Genomic DNA, 23,166 nt, shown 5'->3' with positions numbered 1-23,166 from the left:
CGGAATTTCTGCCGGCCTACTGGTCGCCGCCACCCTTGGTGAGGATGTCGTCGGCCAGCGAGATCGCGGTGCGGCGGTCGGCTTCGCCGGCGGCTGCAAACGCTTCTTCCTGCATGCCGCGGATCCATGGCTGGTCGGCGGGTGAGGCCCGTTCGAGCGCCGCGGTCATCATCGCCAGCCCCCGCACGATCTTGCCGCTTTGGAAAAGCAGGTTGCCGAGCGTCGCCTGCGCGCCCGCATGGCCCTTTTCGGCCGCCAGCTGGAACCAGCGTCCGGCCTGCTTGACGCTGGCCTTGACGCCGCCCTCACCCTTGAGGAACATCTGGCCCATCTCGAACTGGGCGTTCGGATTGCGGTAGTTGGCGGCGGCACGCATGTAATATTCCTGGGCCGCCACTTCGTTCTCCTCGACGGGGCTGCCGGGAATGCCCTTCCTCAGATAGTCGCCAAGCGCCACCAGCGCGTCCGAAACATAGCTTTCCTCGGGCGAACCGGGCTCGACATCCTGGTCGACGATCTCGCTGAAGAACTTGAATGCCGCGTAGTCGTCTCGCGCCACGCCATCGCCTTCGGCATACATGCGCGCAAGCTTCCAGGTGGCGCCGATCTGGCCGTTCTCGGCGGCATATTTATAGGCTTCCGCGGCCTGCTCCTTATGGCCGTTCTTGTAGGCGGAAAAGCCGAACTGGAACACCGCCCAAGGGCTCGACTGCGGCTTCACGCCGGTCTTGTCGTCGAACACCTTATCGTCGAAGGCCATGGCCTGGCCGACGGCGCCCAAGGTCGCGCCAAACGTGGCGAGCGCAACCAGTGCCGAAAGGACAGACGACCTCAACAACTCAGATGTCCGCATAGCAGTGTGTTTCTTTGGCACCGCCGGGATGGGTGACCGCGCCGTCGCGGGCAGATCCGACCGTCTGTGCGTATTTCCAGATCGCGCCCGACTGATAGTCGGTCGTGCGCGCCTTCCATGCTTTTGCCCTCGCCGCCAGTTCGGCTTTGGACAATGCAACCTCGATCGTGCCGTTCACCGCATCGATCGAGATCAAGTCGCCATCCCTAAGCAGCCCGATCGGGCCGCCGACAGCCGCTTCCGGCCCGACATGGCCGATGCAGAAACCGCGCGTTGCGCCCGAAAAACGCCCGTCGGTGATGAGCGCCACCTTGCCGCCCATGCCCTGGCCGTAGAGAGCCGCCGTCGTCGACAGCATTTCGCGCATGCCCGGGCCGCCGCGCGGACCCTCGTAACGGATGACGAGAACCTCGCCTTCGCTATAGTTACGGTGCGTAACCGCTTCGAAACATTCCTCTTCCGAATCGAAGCAGCGTGCCGGACCCGAGAATTTCAGTTCCGCCATACCAGCGACCTTCACGATCGCGCCTTCGGGGGCAAGGTTACCCTTCAAGCCCACGACCCCGCCGGTCTGGGTAATCGGCCTATTGGCGGGACGGACCACATCCTGGCTGTCATTCCAGGAAACATGTTCCATATTTTCGGCCAAAGTGCGGCCGGTCACCGTCAGGCAATCGCCGTGAAGATAGCCATGGTCGAGCAGCGTCTTCATCAACAGCGGAATGCCGCCGGCCTCGAACATGTCCTTGGCGACGTATTTGCCGCCCGGCTTGAGGTCGGCGATGTAGGGTGTCTTCTCGAATATCCTGGCCACGTCGAAAAGGTCGAACTTTATCCCGGCCTCGTGCGCGATCGCCGGCAGATGCAGCGCCGCGTTGGTCGAGCCGCCGGTGGCCGAGACCACGGTCGCGGCATTTTCCAACGCTTTCATAGTAACGATGTCGCGCGGGCGGATGTTCCTTGCGATCAGCTCCATGATCTTTTCGCCGGAAGCGAAATTGAAGCGGTCGCGCATCTCGTAGGGTGCCGGCGCGCCGCAGGAATAGGGCAGCGCCAGGCCGATCGCCTCAGCGACGGTGGCCATGGTATTGGCGGTGAACTGGGCGCCGCAGGAGCCGGCCGACGGACAGGCGGCTTGCTCGATCTCGAGCAGCTCGGCGTCGCCGATCGTGCCGACCGAATGCTGGCCGACCGCCTCGAACACGTCCTGCACGGTGATCTGCCGGCCACGGTAGCTGCCGGGCAGTATCGAGCCGCCATAGATGAAGATCGACGGTACGTTGAGGCGCACCATGGCCATCATCATGCCGGGCAGCGACTTGTCGCAACCGGCCAATCCAACCAGCGCATCGTAGCAATGGCCGCGCATGGTGAGCTCGACCGAGTCCGCGATGACCTCGCGCGACACCAGCGACGACTTCATGCCCTGATGACCCATGGCGATGCCGTCGGTGACGGTGATGGTGCAGAATTCGCGTGGCGTGCCGCTGGCGGCCGCCACGCCCTTCTTGACCACTTGCGCCTGGCGCATCAGCGAGATGTTGCAGGGCGCGGCCTCGTTCCAGCAGCTGGCGACACCGACCAGAGGCTGCGCGATCTCGGCCGCCGACAGCCCCATCGCATAAAGGTAGGAGCGATGCGGCGCCCGCTCGGGACCAACGGTCACGTGGCGGCTCGGCAGCTTGGCCTTGGAGATCGCTCTGGCGTCCATACTCGTCCTTGCCGCGGGCGGTGCGGCCTGCCTCTTCGCCTAGCCTTTTGGCGCATGTCCCGAGACAAGTTCGAGGTGCGCCGGGTTTATGGCGGGAAATGGGCAATGTTCCCGGGCGGCCGGGTGGCGCGAGGGTTGTTCAGAAACTGTTGCCAAAACGTCACAATTACAGAAGCGAACATCATGGGGACAATTGTTGCGCCGGCCGAATGCCGGACGCCACGCATCCAACCAACGGCCGGGCAGTGCCCGGCCGTTTTGTCGTTTAAAATTTAATAGTTAGAACTTGATCTTGACGGAAGCCGAACCGGCGAGAAGCAGGTCGTTGCCGTAGGTATAGGTAACGGCATTCGCCACGTCGCCGACACCGCTGAAAGTCGATGACCCGCTCGTCAGCACACCGATCGAGCCGCCGAGCCTGACCTCGACCTGGTCGTTCGGCGAATAGGAGACGCCGCTGGCAACGGCCCAGGTATCCGACTGATAGCCGGAGGTCGTCGAGGTGCCGCGATCCCAGGTCAGCGAAACCACGCCCGACAATTGATCGGTGAACTTGTGCCCGATACCGCCCGTGACCGTCCAGCCGTCGCGATAAAGCAGGTCGAATGAAACGGGCGAGGGCAAACCGGTTACCGGACTGCGCACGCCATTGATGGCAATGACGCCAAGCTTGCTCCACTCCTGCCAGCGGATGGAACCAAAGGCCAGCCAGCCAGGAGCTATACCGCTCTGCAGCTTGAATTCCAGAGCCTGAGGTATTTCAGCCGACGCCGAGACTGGGTACACGCCGGTAGAGCCAGGAACCAGATCCGCCGGAAAGGCGCCCCTGAAGCCGGTAGTGTCGACGGTTCCCGATAGCCCGTCATATTTGTAGCTCGAAGAGTACATCAGGCTGGCGCGCAGGGCGATCTCGGGGATCTCATAGGCTGCGCCCGCACGCCAACCCCATGCCTCGTCCGATAGCTTGAATACGCCGAGGCCGGTATTGCCGAAGGCCAGCAGTGTCTGGCGGGACAGAAACGCGTCGACCTGCTGGTAGGAGACACCGCCGATGAATCGTATGGCGCCCTTGCCGACGTTCACCTTGTAGGAGCAGGTGAAACCGAAATCGTCTGTGTCGACGGCGTATTTGACCGCTGTCGGCGAATAGGCGTTGTTCATGCCGAAATTTGCGTCCGCACCATACGGTCTCGTATAGGTGGCAAGACAGTCTACGGGCTCAAAGATGTTGGCCTTGATGCCGACATGCGGCACCGCATAGTCGCCACCAACATCCACCGCCGACGTCGACAATCCCGAGCCATCCAGACGCTGCACATTCTTGAGTTTGCGCTGTGGCGAAACATAGGTGACGCCTGCGTCGAACGAATATGGCGCCGCGTCGAACAGCTGGTCGATATTGACGCCGCCCCGGTCAAAGCCCCCGGCTTGCACCGTCCCAGCCAAAGCCAGCGAAAAAGCCCCCGCGCCCAGCAGCACTTTCAGACGCGAATAACACATGAATCTCCTCCCCGAAACATCCTTGCATCAAGCTAGAACCAATTCAGGTTAACGGCGCAACAACGAATTCGCCGTGCGTACATGTACACCTTGGCTGAACGCATTTCCGACAAGGTGTCGGCCTTCTTACCGAGGCGGGAAAATGGCCGCCACAATACAGATCGACGAGAAAACTCGGGAAAAACCCCTAAATCACTACAAAACAGGGCATTTTGCGTGCCCAGTCAGCCATTGTTACATTACGGCAACAATGGGGCAAAAACATTCAGTTTGCCTCAAGATTTACGCTGCGGAATGCCCGTTTTCGTGGCAGGCGGCCTGTCTGGAAGGCAGATTCGTGACCGGCGAATCTATTGCGGCCAGCAGGCCCAATTTGTTTGATCAGCCGGCCCAATCTGTTCGATCAACCGGCATCGCGCACCCGCGCCAATGCCACCGAAAGCTTCTCTTGCGCCTCGCGATATTCGGCGAGTTTTTCACGCTCGGCCTCCACCACCTCTTCCGGCGCGTTGGCGACGAATTTCTCGTTGGACAGCTTCTTGTAGAGCCGCGCTATTTCCTCGGTCACCTTCGCAAGCTCCTTGTGCAGGCGCGCTGCCTCGGCGGCAAGGTCAATCAGGCTGCCGAGCGGCAGACAGATCGTCGCCTCGTTGACCACGATCTGGGCGGATCCCCTCGGTGGCGCCTCGGCGAGCGAGATGTCGCCGACCCGCGCCAGACGCTTGATGGCCGAGCCCTGACGCTCGAGCCTTTCGTGTGTCGCGTCGTTGGCGCCGATCACCACGAGCGGTGCGATAGCCGCCGGCGGCACGTTCATCTCCGAACGCACCGAGCGGATGCCGGAGACAAGGTCGACCAGCCAGTTGATGTCGGCGGCGGCCGCCTCGTCCTCGAAGTCGGGCGACGGCCATGCCGCATGACAAAGCAGCGATTGCCGTTGCCTGCCCTCGCCGGCGGTTTCGGCCCACAGTTCCTCGGTCATGAACGGCATCATCGGATGCAGCAGCTTGTAGATCTCGTCGAGTACGAAGGCGACGCATGCCCTGCTCTCGGCCTTGGCGGCCTCGTCGGTGCCCATGAACACCGGCTTCAGCAGTTCCAGGTACCAGTCGCAGAACTGGTTCCAGACGAAGCGGTAGGCGGCACCCGCCGCCTCGTTGAAGCGGTATGAGGTGATACCGTCGGTTATGTCGCGCGCGGCTCGCGTCAGCTCCGTCAAGATCCAGCGGTTGACCGCCAGCTTGGCGTCCTGCAGCCAGAAATCGTCGTCGCGCGCCACTTCGTTCATCTCGGCGAAGCGCGTCGCGTTCCACAGCTTGGTGCCGAAATTGCGATAACCGGCAATGCGGGCCGGATCGAGCTTAACGTCGCGCCCTTGCGCTGCCATCACCGTCAAGGTGAAGCGCAGCGCATCGGCGCCGTATTCGTCGATGAGCTCGAGCGGATCGATGACGTTGCCTTTCGACTTCGACATCTTCTGCCCGTTCTTGTCGCGAACCAGCGCATGGACATAGACGGTATGAAACGGCTCCTGGTCCATGAAATGCAGGCCCATCATCATCATGCGGGCGACCCAGAAGAAGATGATGTCGAAACCGGTCACCAGCACGTCGGTCGGGTAATAGGTCTTCAGCGCCGGCGTCTGGTCCGGCCAGCCAAGCGTCGAGAACGGCCACAGCGCCGACGAGAACCATGTATCGAGCACGTCCTCGTCGCGGGTCAGGATCTCGCCAGGCTGGAAATTCTCGAGCTTGTCCTCGACCCAGGCCTTCCATGGCCCTTCCAGCGCCAAATAGTATTCGACGGCGGCACCGAGCGCCTCTTCCTCGGTCTTTTCGACAAAGACATGCCCGTCCGGCCCGTACCAGGCAGGGATCTGGTGGCCCCACCAGAGCTGGCGCGAAATGCACCAGGGCTGGATGTTTTCCATCCAGTCGAAATAGGTCTTTTCCCAGTTTTTGGGCACGAAATTGGTGCGGCCCTCGCGCACCGAGGCGATCGCCGGCTTGGCCAGTTCCGCCGCATTGACATACCATTGGTCGGTCAGAAACGGCTCGATCGGCACGCCGCCGCGGTCGCCGTGCGGCACCGTGTGGCGATGCGGCTCGACCTTTTCGAGAAAGCCGCCCGCCTGCATCAACTCGACGATCTTCTTACGCGCATCGAAACGGTCCAGGCCGTCGAGGCTGTCCCAGACGGCCTGGCGCTCCGGCGTCACGTCCAGTCCGGCGAGAAAGTCCTCATTGTCCTTGAGGCTCACCGCCGCATTGACGGTGAGGATGTTGACCGCCGGCAGCCGGTGGCGCTTGCCGACCTCGAAATCATTGAAGTCATGCGCCGGCGTGATCTTGACCGCACCGCTACCTTTTTCGGGATCGGAATACTCGTCCGCCACCACCGGGATCCTGCGGCCGACGATCGGCAGGATGAGGTTCTTGCCGACGAGATGCCGGAAACGCTCGTCGTCGGGGTGGACGGCGACAGCCGTATCGCCCAGCATCGTCTCCGGTCGGGTCGTCGCAACGGTAATGAAGGTCTTCGGATTTTCCGGATCGAAGGTCATGCCTTCGACCGGATAGCGGAAGTGCCAGAGGTTGCCGTTGACTTCCTGCTGCTCGACCTCGAGATCCGAGATGGCGGTCAACAGCTTCGGGTCCCAGTTCACAAGGCGCTTGTCCTTGTAGATCAGCCCTTCCTTGTAGAGCGTCACGAACACTTCGAGCACGGCCTTGGATAAGCCCTCGTCCATGGTGAAGCGCTCCCGGCTCCAGTCGGCCGAGGCCCCGAGCCGCTTCAGCTGGTTGAGGATGGCGCCGCCGGACTCGGCCTTCCACTCCCACACCTTGTCGATGAACTCATCTCGCGTCAGGTCGCGGCGGTGGATCTGCTTTTCCATAAGCTGGCGCTCTACCACCATCTGCGTGGCGATGCCGGCATGGTCCATGCCTGGTTGCCAAAGAACGTTCTTGCCGCGCATGCGCTCGAAGCGCACCAGAATGTCCTGCAGCGTGTTGTTGAGCGCATGACCCATATGCAGCGAGCCGGTGACATTCGGCGGCGGGATGACGATGGTGAAGGCTTCAGCCCCCTCCTCGGCCCCGGCGCCGGCCCGAAAGGCGTCGGCCTCTTCCCAGATCCTGGCAATCTTCGGCTCGACGGCTTTGGCGTCGTAGGTCTTTTCGAGCATGGGAAAACGGTCCGCGCTGTCCGGAATTTGTGGTCCGGTGTAAATCGGAAGGTTGTTGCCAAGTCAACCGCAAGGGCATGGCCGATAGATAGCGCCGGGATGGTTCGGCGCAACTCGCGGAACTGAATGTTGCACGGCAATCGCTTCAGGTTTGCGCTGCCCCTCATTGCCCTGCCGGGCATTTCTCCCCGTATAGTGACGGGGAGAAAGACGCCTGTACTGAAGCTCTCGCCAATCACGAACGTTGCGGAAAAGGCGCCTAAATTGCGGTCAACCCCTTCTCCCCGTCACTATACGGGGAGAAGGTGCCGGCAGGCGGATGAGGGGCAGCGCCGACTTCGACAATTCGCCGGTCGAGCGCCGCCTATTGGCGGCTCTCCGAATTGCTACTGCGCGCCGCGCGCGACGCGCTCGATTTCCTCGCGCACCAGCCGCTCGACCAGCGTCGGCAGGTTGTTGTCCAGCCAGTCCTGCAGCATGGGCCGCAGCATCTCCTCGGCCATCTCGTCGAAGGTCTTCTTGCTACGGCTGGCAAACGCATCGGAAAGCTCGCCGAAGGCGGCGGCAACCTGCCGGCCCGTATGCTCCGAAAGGATCGCCGGACGCACGGGCGGCGCCTCGCTGGCCGCCGGACGCGCCAATCCGATTTTCGAAGATTCCGGGCCGATTTTCGAAGATTCCGGGCCGATTTTCGAAGGCTCCGGGCCGCTTTCCAAAGGCTCCGGCCCAATTTCCGAAGGCTCCGGCACAGATCCAGCAGTCGCCTCGTTCTCAATAACCTCGGCTTTCGGCTCGGCGTCCGGCGTCCGGAGTGGCTCGGCGCGCTCCGGCTTGGCCATCGCGTCGCCGACCGCGGCGATCTCGCGCCGCCAATCGGCGATGATGGTGTCGGTCGTCTCGGCAGCCTTGGCTGTCGCAGGCCGATCCGGCTTTGCGGGCGGTTCGGGAGCGGCGTTCACCTCAGCCAGCGTCACCGCTGCCTTTACCGGGCCGGGGCGCACCGGCGTTTCCAGGCGCTCAATGACCGGCGCGGCCGTTGGCTGCACCTCGGCGCGCGTGGCCGGCTTGGCGATCTCCAGTCCGCCGCGCAGTTCGGAGCGGAACGCATCCGCCTCCGCTGCTGCCGGCGCCGGTTGCAGATCCTGGCGCAGCTCGTCCGCGTCGCCCGGCTGCTTGCGGCCGGTATCGCTGTCCTCGATGATCCTTCTGATGGAAGCCAGTATTTCTTCCATGGAAGGTTCGCGCTGTACGCTGCTTGCCGTCGCCATCGTCACATCCGCCGCCCTTGTGACTCGTTCTCAGATTTCCTGTCCGGCAATGCCGGATTCGAATCATGGCAACAGCGTAACCGACGGAACGGCTTGCGAGAATCCCCAATCTGGCGACATCTCGGATTTCAACAGATTAGGGTCGGGAGTTGAAAGCCCGCGCGTCGTTCGAGCGCGGGCTGAAAACACGGCTTGGCGATCAGCGGCCGTCCGGCGTGCGCAGGCCGATCCACTTGTCCTTGACGGCGTTGTAATGCTCTTCGGGCCTGTACTTCGTCACGTTGAGCGCAAGGCGGTCTGCCGACAAATGGCCAACCGCCGAGAGGATGGCATAGCTCGCCACCACCACGTCGCGTTCGGCGCTGACAAGATTGATCTTGGCAGTGATGAGGGTCGCCTGCGCGTTGAGCACGTCGAGCGTGGTGCGCTGGCCGACATTGCGCTCTTCGATGACGCCGTTCAGGGCAAGCTGCGCGGCGGCGACCACCTGCCGGTTGGCCGTGACGCTTTGCTGCGCGGCGGTGTATTGCGACCATGCCGAGGTCACCGCCTGGCGCACGGTGTCGCGGCTGACATCGACCTCGATACGGGCCTGGCTAAGTGATTCCTTTGATTGGCGAACCAATGCCGAGGTCCGGCCGCCGGAATAGATCGGTATCGTCAATGTCGCGCCGATGTTCGCCGAATTGGTTACGCCATCCTGTGTCGAGGAGAGCGAGCCGGGCGCGGTGCCGCGAAAGGCGCTCGAAACACCCGCCGACGCCGATAGTTGCGGCAGCAACGCGCCCTCTGCCGACTTCACCGAAAACCCCGCCGCGTCGACCAGATGCGCGGTGGCGAGGATGGCCGGATGCTCGGCCGATGCGATCGCGATCGCCGCATCGAGGCTCGACGGCAACAGCTTCGACACCGGCGAAGCCGGCCTGAGCCTGCCCGGCTCGTCGCCGACGATCTGGCGATAGGTCGCAGCGCTTGCCAGAGCCGTCGCGCGGGCGGCGCTCAACTGCGCCACCGCGGAGGCACGCTGGGCGTCGGCTTGCGCGACGTCGGTGCGCGTACCTTCGCCGACCTCGAAGCGCGAACGCGCCGCACGCGCCTGCTCGGTCAGGAATTGCAGATTCTGTTCGGTCAGCACGGCGACCTGGCGGTCGCGGATAACGTCCATATAGGCGCTTGCCGCGTTGAAAAGAGTGTTTTCTTCGGCGTTGCGCAGGCTTTCGAACGAAGCGCGGACCCGCGATTCGGCGGCCGCCACATTGTTCCTGGTCTGAAAACCGTCAAACAGCGTCTGGTCGATCTCGACGCCGAAGTTGCCGGTGGTCAACGAGATGTTTCGGTGCAACCGGTTGCTGTGGCTGGCGGTATAATCGATGCTCGCGGAACCGGTGATGGTCGGGCGCCAGCCCGACTTGGCGATGGCGACGCCCTCGTCGGTGACACGAACGCCGGCGCGTGAAGAATTGAGCGAGGAATTGTTTTGGTAGGCCTTTGAAAGGGCCCCGATGATCGTTTCGGCCGAGGCGGCCATTGGAGACAGCGCTGTCGCCGAAACGAGGACAGCGGTAAAAAGCAACTTGCGTACAGACGGCACGTTATATTCCCTCATTCGTTTTGCACGGGAACTGCGCCACGCTGGCTTCTCCTTCTGATCAGCCGGCGCCGCGTTTTTTATCGTTCCCCCGCTGAAAGCCCCCAGAAACGCCCGGTTATGCAGATCAGCAACGATTGTTCAAACGCAAGCGATCATGACAGCGCCTTCGCTGCAAGGCAAAATCACTCAGAATTCGAAGGCGGGAATGCGTTCGAATCCCGGTAGTGGCTTAATTGCCGCATTAAATGCGCGTCTTCCCGTTACAACCCCTCCAGTCTTAAAAAAAAGCCGGGCTACGCCCGAATTGCCCTGCCCCTCCACGGCGACGAGTCGGCCGCCTTCGGCAAGCTGGTCGAACAGCGCCGCCGGCACCTCCCCGACGCTGCCGCCGATCAGGATGACGTCGTAAGGCGCCTTATCTGCGTGGCCTTGCGGCAGCGGCCCGTGGACCACGGTGACATTGCCGCAACCAAGTGCCGCAAGCGTCGAAGTGGCGGTCTCGGCCAGCGCCGGATCGCTTTCCAGCGCCACCACGGACCTTGCCAGCCGCGACAGGATCGCCGCCGCATAGCCGGTGCCGCAGCCGACATCTAGTGCCGAATCGCTTGGGCCGATATCGGCCAGCTGCATCAGCTTGGCCAATGGCGACGGTTCCATCAGATAGCGCGGACCATCTGCCGTATCGGCAATGCGGATGTCCTCGTCGATATAGGCAAGATCGCGCTGGCCGGCGCCGACAAAGGCCTCGCGCGGCACGACAAGCATCGCCTCGAGCAGCGGTGCGCTGGTCACGTCGGTGGTGCGGATCTGGCCGTCGACCATCTTCACCCGGCGTTCGGCAAAATCAGCGCTCATGTTCCAACCATCCGCTTGCCGCGCAAAGGCCGCGGCTGTTTCGACCGGAACTGAAGCCCCCTGGCGCTGACGCGCGGGAGCTCGGGCATTGGAGGCCTCGCCCGGAATCGAACCGGGGTGCAAGGATTTGCAGTCCTCTGCGTAACCACTCCGCCACGAGGCCTCATTGCTCCCGGCGTTCCACCCGGCTCCAATAGGTTGCGGCGAAAATGCCGTCAAGCGGCCACCATGCATTCCCAACGGTTCCTCGACATTCCATGCCCTGCCTTATCAACGCAATGCCCATGTTAGCAATAACATATTAGCTTATCGTTAAGCATGATTCTGGGCGACGGGAACCCGAAACCGGCGGCCACGTTGGGCAAGGAAGAGGCTCCGCCATGCGTCGAGCAGCTACGAAGGACGGCACGTCGCGCGGATTGTCGCAGTCTGCAGAGCTTGTGCGCTATGCCATCGACCGCCTCAGCATAGAAGGCGCAAACAGCCTGCCGCCGCGCGACCGGGCGCGGCTGGCATCGGCTACCGCCGTTCTCAAGGAGCTTTGCGAACGCCTGGAAAGCTGTTTCGACCAGCCTCGGTGAGGCCTGGACGGACCACGCCGCTCTCCGACATTTTGCCGGATACCGGCCTGTCAGCAGGGCAGTCTCAATCCGGCCGGCGCCGTCGCTCCCACCAGACGACGAAGCGGCGCCGGTGACGGCGCACCAATGCGAATTCGTAGGAGAGCACCAGCAATCCGATCGGCACCATCCAGAAACCCAGGATCGGCAGGAAGCCGAGAATGCCGCCGATGATCAGCACAACGCCGATCGCAATCCTGAGGCCGCGCGAGCGCGGCATGGTGAACTGGCGGCCGAAGACCGAGATTTTCCGGGCCGGTGGCTGTTCGTCGCTCATTGCCGTCATGTGAAATGTCGATCCGTTTGCATCAGTAGCACCATCAGCCGGAGAAAGCCGCAACGGCCTTTTCTGTTCCGTGACAGGCGAGAGACAGCTCATATGAGGGCGCTCGCCGGCCATTGCCAGCAAGCCCTGCGCCAAAAAGCACCGAAAAAATGCGAAATGCTTCTTTGCAAAGCCGAAACGGGTTTGCTATAGGCTGCCCCACTCACGCAAGAGCCTCTGTTCCCCGGTAGCTCAGTGGTAGAGCAACCGGCTGTTAACCGGTTGGTCGCTGGTTCGAATCCGGCCCGGGGAGCCACCGCCTCTTCTACGCCATAGCGCGATATTGCGCGCCAGCGTGCAATTTCTCCCTACGCGCCGATCTCGTAGTCCTGCTTCCAGAGTGTCAGAGCATGGAGGACCGATGAAATCAGGCGTAGAATAGCAGGCTCGCCCGCCCACGCCTATTCGGCGGCTACCGCGCGGAAATACTGATGACCGGCGGCTTCGCGCCCGAGTGCGCCGTTCAGTTCGCCGCGGCGGCGTCCGAACGTTGCCGCCCGTTATTACTTGCCGTCGCTGCCTCAACGACAGCAGCTTACAGACGGGCGCGAGGTGTTCGTGGACGGCGGATTGCATAGCTTTGAGCCTGCGCGCGCGAGGCGTCGCTGGGACAAAGCGGAGAGGCCTCGCGCCAGATCTGCACAGGCAAGATCTCAACGCCTACTCGGTTGAACATGATCCGCGTGGACGTCGCGCCTGCGGCGTTGCCTAGAGAATTTACCCCCGTGCCTCCTGCCGGTGGGGAGGCTTCGCACCGTTCGTGTCCTAGCTGTCGAGACCCCAAAGTTCCGGGTTCCGTTTGAAATACTCAATTAGCATTTCGATGAGCACCCGGACTTTCCGCGTAGGATGCTGACCCGGCGGGCGTACGACATACGCGGCCCCCGGGGGTACCGGATAGCGTGTCATGATCGGGACCAGCGCGCCCGAGGCCACATATTCATGTGTGATGCAATCGGGGAGCCAGGCGATGCCGAGACCTGCCGCCGCCGCGCCGGCAAGCGCCGTGGCGCTATCGGCCTTGAACCTGCCCTGCGGCTGGACCGTAACAATCTTGCTGCCATTTATGAACTGCCAGGCTTCCGTTCCCTGCATGAGGGCCTGATGGGTGACGAGTTCGTCCAGAGTCTCGGGTGACCCGTGCACCTCGACATAACCCGGGCTTGCGACAAGCTTTCCATGGATCGGCCCGACGCGCTTCGCGATCAGGTTGGAGTCTTGAAGGTAGGCGCCCCGGATCGCGCAATCGAAACCTTCTGCGATGAGATCGACGAAGCGATCGCTGTAGGAAGTATGGATGTGAAGCTTCGGGTGCAGACGCGCCATTTCCGCGAGCACGGGGGCGAAGTGGGTCGCGCCGAAAGTAAGCGGCATGGCAACCCTCAGGCGGCCGCGCAGCTCACCGGTGGGGAGGATCGTTTCCCGAGCCGTATCGATCTCTGCGCTGGCCCGGGCCGCATGGTCTCTGAACGCGATTCCCGCTTCGGTGAGCGCGGCGCCGCGGGTCGTTCGTGCAAGAAGCTGGACGCCAAGTTCCGCTTCAACCCGAAAGAGCCGCCGACTGACGATTGACTTGGAGACGCCGAGCCGGCGCGCGGCGGCCGATACGCCCCCTGCATCGGCCACTGCGACGAATGTCTGTAGATCTTCGATGTCCAATTCAGCGTTCCTCATTTCGCGACACAGCTTGCCTGATTATGGCACTACTGCATCACCAAAAGGAACGGCAAATTGCGTCCAGGCAACGTCGCCCGCTGGCGCATGTCTCCCGTGAACCCATTGCCGTCCATAGCGGCAGAGAAAGATTGCCGTCCATGGCGGCAGAGAAAGGAAGTCTTGATGACCCCTCGCAACGGCCTTGATTCGCTTCTTCGTCCTGAAGACTCGGTACTCGTTCTGATCGACCACCAGCCTTACCAACTCGCGAACCTGAACAGCCACGATCCGCAAGCTGTGGTCAACAACGCGACCGCGCTGGCGAAGCTAGCAAAAGCCTTCAATGTTCCGACCATTCTCACCAGCGTGATCGCGGGTCGTGGCGGCATCCTCTTCAAGCAGATCACTGACGTCTTCCCGGGGCAGGAAGTGATCGACCGGACTTGGGTGAACACCTGGCAGGACGAGAAGGTGGTGGACGTGGTCAAGGCGACCGGCCGCAAACAACTGATTATCGCAGGCCTTTGGACCGAAGTCTGCGTCGCGATGCCTGTCATCCAAGCCCTCGGCGAAGGCTGGGACGTGTCCGTGATCACCGATGCGTCGGGCGGCGTTTCGACCGAGTCCCACCAGATCGCCATCCAGCGGATGATCGCGGCTGGCGCAAACATGATGACCGTGATGGCGCTCGCTGGCGAGTGGCAGCGCGACTGGGCGCGCACCGAGCATGTCGAAGAGCTGACCGAGATTCTCATCCAGCACTTCGGCGGCAGCGGCATCGCCTTCCTGTGGGAGCAACAACTCCTCAAGACGCCTGTGCCGAGCGAAGGCTGATTCGGGCCGGGATGGCGAGCATTTCGGTGAGGGTCGGAATCGATCCGTTTGCCGGCCCTCGCCATCTCACCTCACAGGGAAGCCTTGTGATGCCGAACCCACCTTCACGAGCAGTCGCTCGTCGCACATCCTGGATAGATAGCATCGGGGATGCCGATGGCCGTGAGTTCAGCCGTGCGCACCTCGCCCCGCCCTCGCGGTAGAGCGATGGCCCGCTCCCTGAGCGTCGGTGTCGGCCCGCCGGCGAGGCGTAGGGCTTCTGCGCCGTCCGGTCACGTTTGCGCATTTTTGGCGACTCTGGTGCATTCTGGTGTAGGGGTATGGCAAATTCGTATTTCTCAGCTTCATCGACTCCGGCGAGCCAACGTCTTTTCTACGCTGAGGCGCGATGCAGCGCGCCGCCGTCCGACTTTTCTCCGCGTAACGATCTGGGTCAAGTTTCCACCAGCCTGGCGGACAGGAATTCGATGAAGCGCTGGGTCTTGGCTGGAATGAGGCGAGTTTCGGTGACGGCGTGAATGCTGACCGACGATCCCTGCCATTCGGGCAGGACACGCCGGAGCCTGCCCGAGGCCAAATCTTCGGCGACGATCTTCTCGGCAAGCAGGGCGATGCCCTGGTGGTTGACCGCCAGGGCGCGGATCATCCCGACGCTGTTGACTGTGAAGCGGCCTCCAACCTCGACTTCGACCTTGTTCATCCCCTGATGCAGGGCCCAGATCTTCGGCATGCAGATGCATTCATGCTCCGCCAGATCCGCCGGTGTCGCCGGCTCGTCGGACGCTTCGATGTAGCCAGGAGATGCATAGAGGTGGCGCGCGTGGCGCCCGATCAGGCGAGCGATCAGGCTGGAGTCTTCCAGCTCGCCGATGCGGATCGCTACATCGAACGGCTCGGCCACCAAATCGACGCGGCGCGGGGTCAGGTCGAACTCGAAGGTGATGCCGGGATAGTGCCGCACGAAATCGACGATGATCGGCGTCAGGTAAAGCGTGGCGAAGTCGACCGGGAGCGAGACCCGCAGGACACCGCTCGGCTGCTCCAGCATGGCGCCGAGCTGCTCGTGTGCGAGCCGTGCCTCGTCGACGATGCGCTTGCTTCGTTCGTAATAGAGCTGGCCGGCCTCGGTGAGCTCGATCTTGCGCGTCGTTCGATGCAGAAGCCTCAGGCCGATCGCCTTCTCCAGCGCGCTGATACGTCGCGACAGAGTCGAGTTGGGCATGCCCAGAGCCTCAGCCGCCTTCCGGAAGCTCCTCGCTCTCGCCACCTCCACGAACAGCGCCATGTCGTTCAAGTGGCTCACGCTATTGCTCCATATTTGGAATATTGATTTCACTTTTGCCGGATTTATCCCGACATTGGAATAGTGGACAAGGGCTCCAGCAAAAGAATGGAGATCCCAATGAGTCCCTTATTCACCTCTGTCCGCGTCGGTCGCTACACTCTGCCGAACCGCCTCGTCATGGCCCCGATGACCCGTAGCCGCGCCGGCTTCGACGGTACGCCGGGCGAGCTGGCCACCGAATATTATTCCCAGCGCGCCGGCGTCGGCCTGATCGTCACCGAAGGCACCCAGCCCTCGGATGACGGCCAGGGCTATCTCACCACACCGGGCATCTACACGCCTGCCCATGTCGCCGGCTGGCGGAAGATCACTTCCGCCGTGCACGACAAGGGCGGCCGCATCTTCATCCAGCTGATGCACGCCGGGCGCATGTCGCATCCCGACAATACGCTGCATCACCGCCAAGCCGTCGCGCCTTCCGCAATCGCGCCGGCGGCGGGTATGTTCACGATGACCGGGATGCAGGATATTCCTGCGCCACGCGCGCTTACGACCGAAGAGGTGCGCCAGACGGTCGCCGATTTCCGCCATGCGGCCCGCTCGGCGATCGAGGCGGGCGCCGACGGCATCGAGATTCACGGCGCGAACGCCTACCTGGTCCAGCAGTTCTTCGCGCCCAGCGCCAACACGCGCACGGACGAATATGGCGGGTCGATCGAGAACCGAGCGCGCTTCGCCATCGAAGTCGCCACGGCGATCGCCGAGGAGATCGGCGCGGACCGCACCGCGATCCGCCTGTCACCCGGGACGACGATATGGGGGATCGACGAAGGCGCCGAAGGGCCGGACCTCTACCGCTATCTGGTCGCCGAACTCGACAAGCTCGGGCTCGCTTACGTGCACATCATGCACCAGGGCGACGAGGCGCTGCTGGCCGATATCCGCAAGCTCTGGCACCAATCGCTGACCCTCAATCGGCCAAGTCGTCCGCGTGACCAGATCGGCGCCGACGTAGCTTCGGGGCTGGCCGATCAGGAGTCCTACGGCCAGATGGTCCTGGCCAATCCGGACTTTGTGGAACGGTTGAAGACCAATGCGGCGCTGAATGCGGCAGTCCAAGCCACTTTCTATGGTGGCACCGCCCTGGGCTACACCGACTATCCCGCTTTGAGCGCGTAAAGCGCAAGCAAGTAAATCCCCAAGCGCCGGCAGTCTAATAACATTTCTCACCCGAGGTGGACTGCATAATTCGAAGTTCTTCTTGAGAGACTTCAAACTATATCGTCCAACAGGAAGGAGAAGCCTGATGAACCAACACAATGACTTCCAAAGCGCCCCCGGCCGGGCTGAACCGCTTGGCTCCGGCCGGGCCCTACGTCTTCAAGCATATGGCGGCACTGAGAGCTTGAAAGTCGATTGGCTATCCGCCCCCGAGCCTGGTCCCGACCAAGTGCTCGTCCAGGTCAAGGCTGCCGGAGTAAACGGAATCGACTGGAAAATCCGTGAAGGCTACGTCCGCGACAAGTTCAAGTTATCTTTGCCCGCGACGCTTGGCATCGAAATGGCGGGGGTCGTGCTGCGGACCGGCTCCAACGTCGAAGGCGTGAGGGTCGGAGACCGGGTCATGGCCGCGCTGGGTGGCCTGGGCGCTTATGCTGACCACTTGCTGATAAATGCCGAAAAACTCGTCAAGACGCCTGCGGTCCTGTCAGACATTGACGCGGCGGCAGTACCGGTGGCGGCGATGACGGCATGGCAAGTCCTTCAGGTCGCCGATTTCAACCTTCGGGGGCGGCGGGTGTTGATCCACGGCGCGGCTGGTGGGGTGGGCAGCTTCGCTGTCCAGTTCGCCAAGACGGCTGGAGCGACCGTCTATGCTACAGCCTCAACCAAGAGCGTGGCCCATGTCCAAGCCTTGGGCGCTGACGAAGTGATCGATTACCAGAAACAGAACTTCGAGCTTCTTGCGAGCGACATTGACCTTATCGTCGATCTTGTCGGGGGCCAGGTCTTGGACAAATCTTGGTCGGTCCTATCGCCTGGCGGCGTCCTGGCCAGCATCGCTGCAACTGATGTGGTTTCGCGCGCCCCGGCAGGCCGTCGTGGCATCTGGTTGTCAGTCAAACCTGACACCGCGCGCCTAGCCACAATCGCTCAAGAGATCGCTGACGGCTCGCTGCGGTCCACGATTGCAGAAGTGGTCGGCTTCGACGATCTGGCATCCGCGATCGAGCGCAATCGCACCGGCCACGCTCCCGGAAAGATAGTCTTAGACCTCACCAGGTGACTTCAGCTCATGGTAATCGTCCCTAAAGGGGACCGTCTGCATTCGGCTCATGTTGGGACGGCCGTGAACCACAGTTATGCAGGGCCTTTCCGCTCCGCCGCAAATCTCAAATGCGCGTTTTTTAGCCTTCCCTGACCGGCAGCGCCTTTTCACCGGAATCGACCGCCCTATTTCGCCTCGACAGGTGGGTGGCTGCTTGCTGGACGAGTCCCTGCGACGAGTACGGCATGTGCTTCGAGGTAACCCCCAATGGACTTCCACGATCGGCACCTATTGCGGTTGCGGGTGAACGGAGAGGATCACAGCCTTTCCGATCTCGATCCCCGCGTCACGCTGCTCGACCTGCTGCGCGAGCGGCTTCATCTGACCGGAACGAAAAAGGGATGCAATTTCGGCGAGTGCGGCGCCTGCACCGTGCATCTCGACGAACGGCGTGTGAATGCCTGCATGATACTTGCCGTGTCCTGCGAGGGACGCGAGGTCACGACGATCGAAGGCTTGGCAAACGGCGATGCGCTTCATCCCGTGCAGCAGGCGTTCATCGATCATGATGGGTTCCAGTGCGGATTCTGCACGCCCGGACAGGTGATGTCGGCGGCGGCACTGATCGAGGAGGGACATACCGGCTCCGATGCCGAGATCCGCGAATGGATGAGCGGTAATCTGTGCCGCTGCTCGGCCTATCCGCAAATCGTCGAGGCGGTGCGCTCAGCGGCCGGGAGGGCGAGCCAATGACCCCATTCGTCTATGCGCGCGCCGACAGCCTGGGCGACACGATCGCAGCCGGTGCCGCGCCCGACAGCGCCTTTCTCGCCGGCGGCACCGAATTGCTCAACTGGCTGCGCCTTGGAATTGCCGGGCCGGCGCGGATCATCGATATCTCCCGCCTCGACGGGCTGGATCAGATCGAGGCACTGCCCGGCGGCGGCTTGACGATCGGCGCGCTGACGCATCTCAACGATGTCGCGCAGCATGCGCTGGTGATGCGCGATTATCCGGTGTTGAGCCAGGCGATCCTCAACGCCGCATCGCCGCAGCTGAGAAACCTAGCAACGATAGGCGGCAATCTTCTGCAGAAGACGCGCTGTGCCTATTTCCGTGCCGAAGAGCAGTTGCCATGCAACAAGCGTCAGCTCGGCTCCGGCTGCTCGGCATTGCATGGCATCAACGACAATCACGCGATATTCGGCTGGACCGAGGATTGCGTCGCCACCCAGCCATCCGACCCGGCGGTGGCGCTGGCAGCACTTGATGCGGTCATCGTCACCGCGCACCGCAGCGGCGGCCGGCGCATTCCGGCAGCGGAATTCCACCTGCTTCCCGACACGCGGCCCGAGGCAGACAATGTGTTGCAGCAAGGCGAACTGATCACGGCAATCGAGCTGCCGGCGCCGGCGCCGCGATCGGCTTACCTCAAGGTGCGCGAGCGCGAATCCTACGAGTACGCCATCGTCTCTGCCGCCGCTGTGCTGGAGATGGACGGCCAAACCATCCGTCGGGCGGCCCTGGCGCTGGGGTCCGTCGCGCTGCGGCCGTGGCGGCTGAGCGCCGCCGACCAGCAGCTCGCCGGTGCCGAAATCGGCGATCGCGAGGCGTTGAGCACCGCTATCGAGCAATCCTTCGCCGAAGCGCGTCCCTTGTCGCAGAACGCCTACAAGATCGAACTGGCCAAGACCGCCGCTTTGCGGGCGATCGAAAGAGCAGCGAGGATGCCGTCATGATGATCAGCCAGCCTGTTGCCCGCCCTGACGGCGGCGTCAAGGTCACCGGCCGCGCCCGCTATGCGGCCGACTATTTCGCCCCCGACCTGCTCTATGCGGTACTCGTGACCGCGCCCGTTCCGGCCGGCCGCGTGACGTCGATCATGGTCGACGACGCGCTCGCCGAGAACGGCGTCGTGCGTGTGCTCACGCATGAGGACATGCCCAAATTCGGCCGGTTCGTATCGCCAAGGGCCGAGCCCGATACGCAGATGCAGCAAGCCGAAGGCCCGCCCGCGGCGCAGAGCTTCATGCCCATGCAGGGCGACGAAATACGTCACGAGGGCCAGCCGCTTGCCATTGTGCTGGGCGAGACGCTGGAGGCGGCGGAGGCCGGCGCTCGCCGCGTCGCGTTGCGCTACGCGTTCGCCGAGCCGGAGTTGCCGGCACCCCCCGAGTGGACCGCCATCGACAAGGCTGCTGTCGTGCCGAGGGAGAGCGGCTTCCTGTTCCTGGAGCCGACGTTTACGAAGGGCGAGGTCGACCGCGGGCTTGCTGATGCCGCCGCCACGGTCGAAGCCGTCTATTTGCAGCCGTCGCGCCATCACAACGCCATGGAGCCCTCGGCGACGCTCGCCGAATGGAATGACGGAGAGCTGACGCTGCACGACGCCACGCAGCACGTCTACGGTGTCCGCCAGGTGGTTGCCGCCCGCATGAATGTCCCGGCCGAGAAGGTCCGCGTGATTTCCCGCCATACCGGCGGCGGCTTCGGCGGCAAGGGCTGGATCTGGCCGCATCAGGTGCTGGCCGCCGCCGCCGCGCGCATCATGGAGCGCCCGGTCAGGCTGGCGCTAAGCCGAGCCAATGCCTATTCGTGCCTCGGTTATCAGCCGCGCATGGCACAGAAGATCGTGCTGGCGGCGGACAGGTCGGGCAAGCTGACCGCCGTGCAACAGGACGTGGTCAACCTGACCACCGTGACCGACGATTTCGTCGAGTTCGCCACCGAAGCCTCGAAGGGTCTCTACGCCACGCCGGCCATGCGTCTCAGCCAGCGCGTGGAGCGCGCAAACGTCGCCATGCCGACGCCGCTGCGCGCGCCGGTCGAGGGTCCGGGCACCTGGGCGCTCGAAAGCGCGATGGACGAGCTCGCCCACCGCCTCGGCATCGATCCGCTCGATCTGCGTCTGGTCAACCATGCGGACACGGATCCGGCCACCGGCCAGCCCTGGTCGTCGAAGAAGCTGCGCGAGGCTTATGAGGAAGGCGCCCGCCTGTTCGGCTGGCGCGAGCGCCCGCGCAAGCCGCAACGCGACGGCGATTGGCTGATCGGCTACGGCATGGCGACCTGCAGCATGGGCTGTTTCCGCAACCCGACGCCTGCAGCCGAGGTCAGGTTGCACCGAGATGGCACGGTGCTCATCCGCACCGGCACCCAGGACATAGGGACCGGAACACTCACCATCTTTCCGCAGATCGCGGCCGACGTGCTGGGCCTGCCGATGGAGAAGATCGAGTTGGAAATGGGCGATACGCAGCTGCCGGAGGCGGGACCGACCTATGGCTCGTCATCGACTATGGGGGTGGGCGCGGCGGTGCTTGCCGCTGCCGAAGATGCGCGTTCGCAGCTTGCCCGTCTTGCCAATCTGCTGCCGGACGAGGTGGAGATGCAGGACGGCAAGATTCGCCGCAGAGGCGCTGCCGGCGGTCAGACGATCGCCGACGTGATGAGTCATACCGACATCGGCGAGATCATCGGCTCCGGCTCGTTCGATCCGGCGCAGCATGGCAAAGGCCTCGCCATGCGCACTTTCGGCGCGATTTTCATGGAGGTCGGCGTCGATCCGGGGCTCGGCCTGCTCAGGCTTCGTCGCGCCGTGGGCAGCTACAGCGCCGGCCGCATCGTCAATCCCCGCACCGCACGCAGCCAGATGACGGGCGGCATTATCTGGGGCTGGGGCATGGCGGCAATGGAGCAGAGCAGGCACGAACCGGTGCTTGGCCGGTTCCTGTCGAAGAACCTTTCCGGGGTCGCCATTCCGGTCAACGCCGACATTCCCGGCGACATCATAATCCACTTCGTCGATGAGGTGGACGAGCATGCCAGCCCGATCGGCGGCAAAGGCATCGGCGAACTCGGCGCCACCGGCGTTGCCGCTGCTGTTGCCAACGCCGTCTTCGACGCCACAGGCAAGCGGATCCGGGAGTTGCCGATCACGCCGGAAAAACTGCTGTAGAAGGATCGGCCCGCGGAAGCGTCTGCTCGACGAGGTTGACGTAATAGCGCATCACCGTCGGCACGATCTCGTCGTTGAAAACGTAGCGGTCGCCGTGCAGGCCTTCGCCCGGGCCGACCTCGCCGGCACCGATCCACGCATAACAGCCGCCGGCGTCGCGGATCATGAAAGCGAAATCCTCGCAGCCGAGACTGGGGCTGAACTCGGTCAAGACATTCTCCCGGCCGACGACGGAGGCGGCGGCCTCGACGGCGCGGGCCGTCGCATCCGCCGTATTGATCAGCGGCGGATAGCCCTTCCTGTAGTCGAGCTTGGCCTTGAGCGAATGCGCGGCGGCAATACCTTGTGCGATCTCGCCGATCAGCCTCTCGCAATGGTCGGAAAGGCCGTGCTCGAAGAAGCGGCAGGTGCCTTGCAGCCAGACCTTGCCCGGCACGATGTTGCCGACATTGCCGCCATGGATCTGCGTGATGCTGACGACAAGCGCGCTCTGCGGGTCGACCGAGCGGCTGACGATGCGCTGGACGGCTTGCACGAAGGCGCTGGCGGCCAGGATCGGGTCGTCGCCGAGCTGCGGCATGGCGGCATGAGCGCCAAGACCCTCGAAGGTCAGTTCGAAATTATCGACGGCCGCCATTTGCGGCCCGACGCGGGCGGCGATCGTCCCCAGCCTGATGCCCGGCCAGTTGTGGACCGCATAGACCGCTTCGACCGGAAAGCGCTTGAACAGGCCGTCCTCGATCATGCGCATGCTGCCGCCCTCGTTCTCCTCGGCCGGCTGAAAGATGAAAGTGACGGTGCCGTCGAAGGTGCGCGATTGACTGAGCAGTTTGGCGGCGCCGAGCAGCATGACGGTGTGGCCGTCATGGCCGCAGGCGTGCATTACTCCTTCTTTCCTGGAGGCATAGGCCAAGCCGGTTTTCTCCAGCACCGGAAGCGCGTCGAGCTCGGCGCGAAGGCCGATGGCGCGTGCGCCGCCACCGCTGCGCAGGACACCGACGACGCCGGTGCCGCCGATCCCTTCATGCACCTCGTCGACGCCGAAGGAGCGCAGCTTCTCTGCAACGAAACGCGCCGTTTCGTATTCATTGAATGCGAGCTCCGGATTGGCATGGATATGGCGCCGCCAGCCTACGACCTCTGGTGTCAGCGCGGCGATGGGGTCATTATGCAACATGATGCCTCCTTTCCGCCGACAAAAAGCGGCTTGGTTTGCCAGCCATAGAAGGCCCGGCGAGAGGCGTCTTGAACCGG

At 63.1% G+C, this 23,166-nt stretch carries 18 protein-coding genes and 2 tRNA genes; 8 read left to right on the top strand and 12 right to left on the bottom strand.

The genetic code is table 11. The features are described 5' to 3' along the window. Positions 1-16: 16 nt before the first annotated feature. The 8 genes from NKI47_RS04595 to NKI47_RS04560 all read right to left on the bottom strand — a co-directional run bounded on the left by NKI47_RS04595 (position 17) and on the right by NKI47_RS04560 (position 11,128). Complete coding sequence (locus NKI47_RS04595) at positions 17-853, bottom strand: tetratricopeptide repeat protein (RefSeq protein WP_023678939.1); 837 nt, start codon at positions 851-853, stop codon at positions 17-19. Continuing rightward, positions 840-2,564 (bottom strand): dihydroxy-acid dehydratase, encoded by a 1,725-nt coding sequence (gene ilvD / locus NKI47_RS04590; protein WP_352587856.1) that lies wholly within the window; start codon positions 2,562-2,564, stop codon positions 840-842. Before ilvD ends, NKI47_RS04595 begins: the two co-directional genes overlap by 14 nt. 279 nt (positions 2,565-2,843) lie before the next feature. Continuing rightward, positions 2,844-4,064, bottom strand: coding sequence for an OmpP1/FadL family transporter (locus NKI47_RS04585; RefSeq protein WP_352587853.1), 1,221 nt, complete (start codon positions 4,062-4,064; stop codon positions 2,844-2,846). 403 nt (positions 4,065-4,467) lie between these two features. Continuing rightward, complete coding sequence (locus tag NKI47_RS04580; protein WP_352587850.1) at positions 4,468-7,251, bottom strand: valine--tRNA ligase; 2,784 nt, start codon at positions 7,249-7,251, stop codon at positions 4,468-4,470. A gap of 386 nt (positions 7,252-7,637) precedes the next feature. Next, a complete protein-coding gene (locus NKI47_RS04575; RefSeq protein WP_352587847.1) occupies positions 7,638-8,519 on the bottom strand; it encodes a DUF2497 domain-containing protein in 882 nt (293 codons plus the stop codon). A 199-nt stretch (positions 8,520-8,718) separates the two neighbouring features. Next, positions 8,719-10,110, bottom strand: a complete 1,392-nt coding sequence (locus NKI47_RS04570; RefSeq protein ID WP_352587844.1) for a TolC family outer membrane protein — start codon at positions 10,108-10,110, stop codon at positions 8,719-8,721. A 186-nt stretch (positions 10,111-10,296) separates the two neighbouring features. Beyond that, the gene (locus tag NKI47_RS04565) at positions 10,297-10,965 is read right to left on the bottom strand and encodes a protein-L-isoaspartate O-methyltransferase family protein (protein WP_352568867.1); all 669 of its coding nucleotides are present in this window, start codon (positions 10,963-10,965) and stop codon (positions 10,297-10,299) included. 89 nt (positions 10,966-11,054) lie between these two features. Beyond that, positions 11,055-11,128 (bottom strand) — tRNA-Cys (locus tag NKI47_RS04560). A 217-nt stretch (positions 11,129-11,345) separates the two neighbouring features. Between NKI47_RS04560 and NKI47_RS04555 the strand changes: the two genes are divergently transcribed. After that, positions 11,346-11,546 (top strand): hypothetical protein, encoded by a 201-nt coding sequence (locus NKI47_RS04555; RefSeq protein ID WP_156937330.1) that lies wholly within the window; start codon positions 11,346-11,348, stop codon positions 11,544-11,546. A 64-nt stretch (positions 11,547-11,610) separates the two neighbouring features. On the opposite strand, the gene NKI47_RS04550 is transcribed toward NKI47_RS04555, so the two are convergent. Beyond that, a complete protein-coding gene (locus NKI47_RS04550; RefSeq protein WP_023676401.1) occupies positions 11,611-11,871 on the bottom strand; it encodes a hypothetical protein in 261 nt (86 codons plus the stop codon). A gap of 220 nt (positions 11,872-12,091) precedes the next feature. Here NKI47_RS04550 and NKI47_RS04545 point away from each other — a divergent pair. Further along, a tRNA-Asn gene (locus NKI47_RS04545) sits at positions 12,092-12,166 on the top strand. Between the two features lie 509 nt (positions 12,167-12,675). Here the strand turns inward: NKI47_RS04545 and NKI47_RS04540 are convergent. Further along, positions 12,676-13,569 carry a LysR family transcriptional regulator gene (locus NKI47_RS04540; RefSeq protein ID WP_352587841.1) on the bottom strand — a complete coding sequence of 298 codons (894 nt, stop codon included), beginning with the start codon at positions 13,567-13,569 and terminating at the stop codon, positions 12,676-12,678. Between the two features lie 180 nt (positions 13,570-13,749). Between NKI47_RS04540 and NKI47_RS04535 the strand changes: the two genes are divergently transcribed. Then, positions 13,750-14,400 (top strand): hydrolase, encoded by a 651-nt coding sequence (locus NKI47_RS04535; RefSeq protein ID WP_352451920.1) that lies wholly within the window; start codon positions 13,750-13,752, stop codon positions 14,398-14,400. A 433-nt stretch (positions 14,401-14,833) separates the two neighbouring features. Here the strand turns inward: NKI47_RS04535 and NKI47_RS04530 are convergent, their stop codons facing one another. Next, on the bottom strand, positions 14,834-15,703 hold the full coding sequence (locus NKI47_RS04530) for a LysR family transcriptional regulator (protein ID WP_352587837.1): 870 nt from the start codon (positions 15,701-15,703) through the stop codon (positions 14,834-14,836). 87 nt (positions 15,704-15,790) lie between these two features. Here NKI47_RS04530 and NKI47_RS04525 point away from each other — a divergent pair, with 87 nt between their 5' ends. The 5 genes from NKI47_RS04525 (at position 15,791) to NKI47_RS04505 (ending at position 21,912) form a co-directional block, all read left to right on the top strand. Beyond that, positions 15,791-16,864, top strand: coding sequence for an alkene reductase (locus NKI47_RS04525; RefSeq protein WP_352587834.1), 1,074 nt, complete (start codon positions 15,791-15,793; stop codon positions 16,862-16,864). Positions 16,865-16,991: 127 nt separating this feature from the next. Beyond that, positions 16,992-17,972, top strand: coding sequence for an NADP-dependent oxidoreductase (locus NKI47_RS04520; RefSeq protein ID WP_352587831.1), 981 nt, complete (start codon positions 16,992-16,994; stop codon positions 17,970-17,972). Between the two features lie 249 nt (positions 17,973-18,221). Continuing rightward, positions 18,222-18,707, top strand: a complete 486-nt coding sequence (locus NKI47_RS04515) for a (2Fe-2S)-binding protein (protein ID WP_352587828.1) — start codon at positions 18,222-18,224, stop codon at positions 18,705-18,707. Further along, entirely contained in the window at positions 18,704-19,693 is a 990-nt protein-coding gene (locus NKI47_RS04510) for an FAD binding domain-containing protein (protein WP_352451925.1), read from the top strand. Before NKI47_RS04515 ends, NKI47_RS04510 begins: the two co-directional genes overlap by 4 nt. Further along, positions 19,690-21,912: a xanthine dehydrogenase family protein molybdopterin-binding subunit gene (locus NKI47_RS04505; RefSeq protein WP_352587825.1), complete on the top strand. Its 2,223-nt coding sequence runs from the start codon at positions 19,690-19,692 to the stop codon at positions 21,910-21,912. The genes NKI47_RS04510 and NKI47_RS04505 overlap by 4 nt, the downstream gene beginning before the upstream one ends. Here NKI47_RS04505 and NKI47_RS04500 read toward each other — a convergent pair. Next, positions 21,890-23,089: an amidohydrolase gene (locus NKI47_RS04500; RefSeq protein WP_352587822.1), complete on the bottom strand. Its 1,200-nt coding sequence runs from the start codon at positions 23,087-23,089 to the stop codon at positions 21,890-21,892. The genes NKI47_RS04505 and NKI47_RS04500 overlap by 23 nt on opposite strands. Between the last annotated feature and the right edge of the window lie 77 nt (positions 23,090-23,166).

This window comes from Mesorhizobium sp. M0633 (genome assembly GCF_040320645.1).
In the GTDB taxonomy this organism is placed as follows: Bacteria; Pseudomonadota; Alphaproteobacteria; order Rhizobiales; family Rhizobiaceae; genus Mesorhizobium.
This window is presented reverse-complemented; position numbering and strand designations above follow the sequence as displayed.

Bases quoted from the DNA above. Each gene is read 5' to 3' on its own strand.
- NKI47_RS04595 (WP_023678939.1), bottom strand. From the start codon at position 853: ATGCGGACATCTGAGTTGTTGAGGTCGTCTGTCCTTTCGGCACTGGTT.
- ilvD (WP_352587856.1), bottom strand. From the start codon at position 2,564: ATGGACGCCAGAGCGATCTCCAAGGCCAAGCTGCCGAGCCGCCACGTG.
- NKI47_RS04585 (WP_352587853.1), bottom strand. From the start codon at position 4,064: ATGTGTTATTCGCGTCTGAAAGTGCTGCTGGGCGCGGGGGCTTTTTCG.
- NKI47_RS04580 (WP_352587850.1), bottom strand. From the start codon at position 7,251: ATGCTCGAAAAGACCTACGACGCCAAAGCCGTCGAGCCGAAGATTGCC.
- NKI47_RS04575 (WP_352587847.1), bottom strand. From the start codon at position 8,519: ATGGCGACGGCAAGCAGCGTACAGCGCGAACCTTCCATGGAAGAAATA.
- NKI47_RS04565 (WP_352568867.1), bottom strand. From the start codon at position 10,965: ATGAGCGCTGATTTTGCCGAACGCCGGGTGAAGATGGTCGACGGCCAG.
- NKI47_RS04555 (WP_156937330.1), top strand. From the start codon at position 11,346: ATGCGTCGAGCAGCTACGAAGGACGGCACGTCGCGCGGATTGTCGCAG.
- NKI47_RS04550 (WP_023676401.1), bottom strand. From the start codon at position 11,871: ATGACGGCAATGAGCGACGAACAGCCACCGGCCCGGAAAATCTCGGTC.
- NKI47_RS04535 (WP_352451920.1), top strand. From the start codon at position 13,750: ATGACCCCTCGCAACGGCCTTGATTCGCTTCTTCGTCCTGAAGACTCG.
- NKI47_RS04525 (WP_352587834.1), top strand. From the start codon at position 15,791: ATGGAGATCCCAATGAGTCCCTTATTCACCTCTGTCCGCGTCGGTCGC.
- NKI47_RS04520 (WP_352587831.1), top strand. From the start codon at position 16,992: ATGAACCAACACAATGACTTCCAAAGCGCCCCCGGCCGGGCTGAACCG.
- NKI47_RS04515 (WP_352587828.1), top strand. From the start codon at position 18,222: ATGGACTTCCACGATCGGCACCTATTGCGGTTGCGGGTGAACGGAGAG.
- NKI47_RS04510 (WP_352451925.1), top strand. From the start codon at position 18,704: ATGACCCCATTCGTCTATGCGCGCGCCGACAGCCTGGGCGACACGATC.
- NKI47_RS04505 (WP_352587825.1), top strand. From the start codon at position 19,690: ATGATGATCAGCCAGCCTGTTGCCCGCCCTGACGGCGGCGTCAAGGTC.
- NKI47_RS04500 (WP_352587822.1), bottom strand. From the start codon at position 23,089: ATGTTGCATAATGACCCCATCGCCGCGCTGACACCAGAGGTCGTAGGC.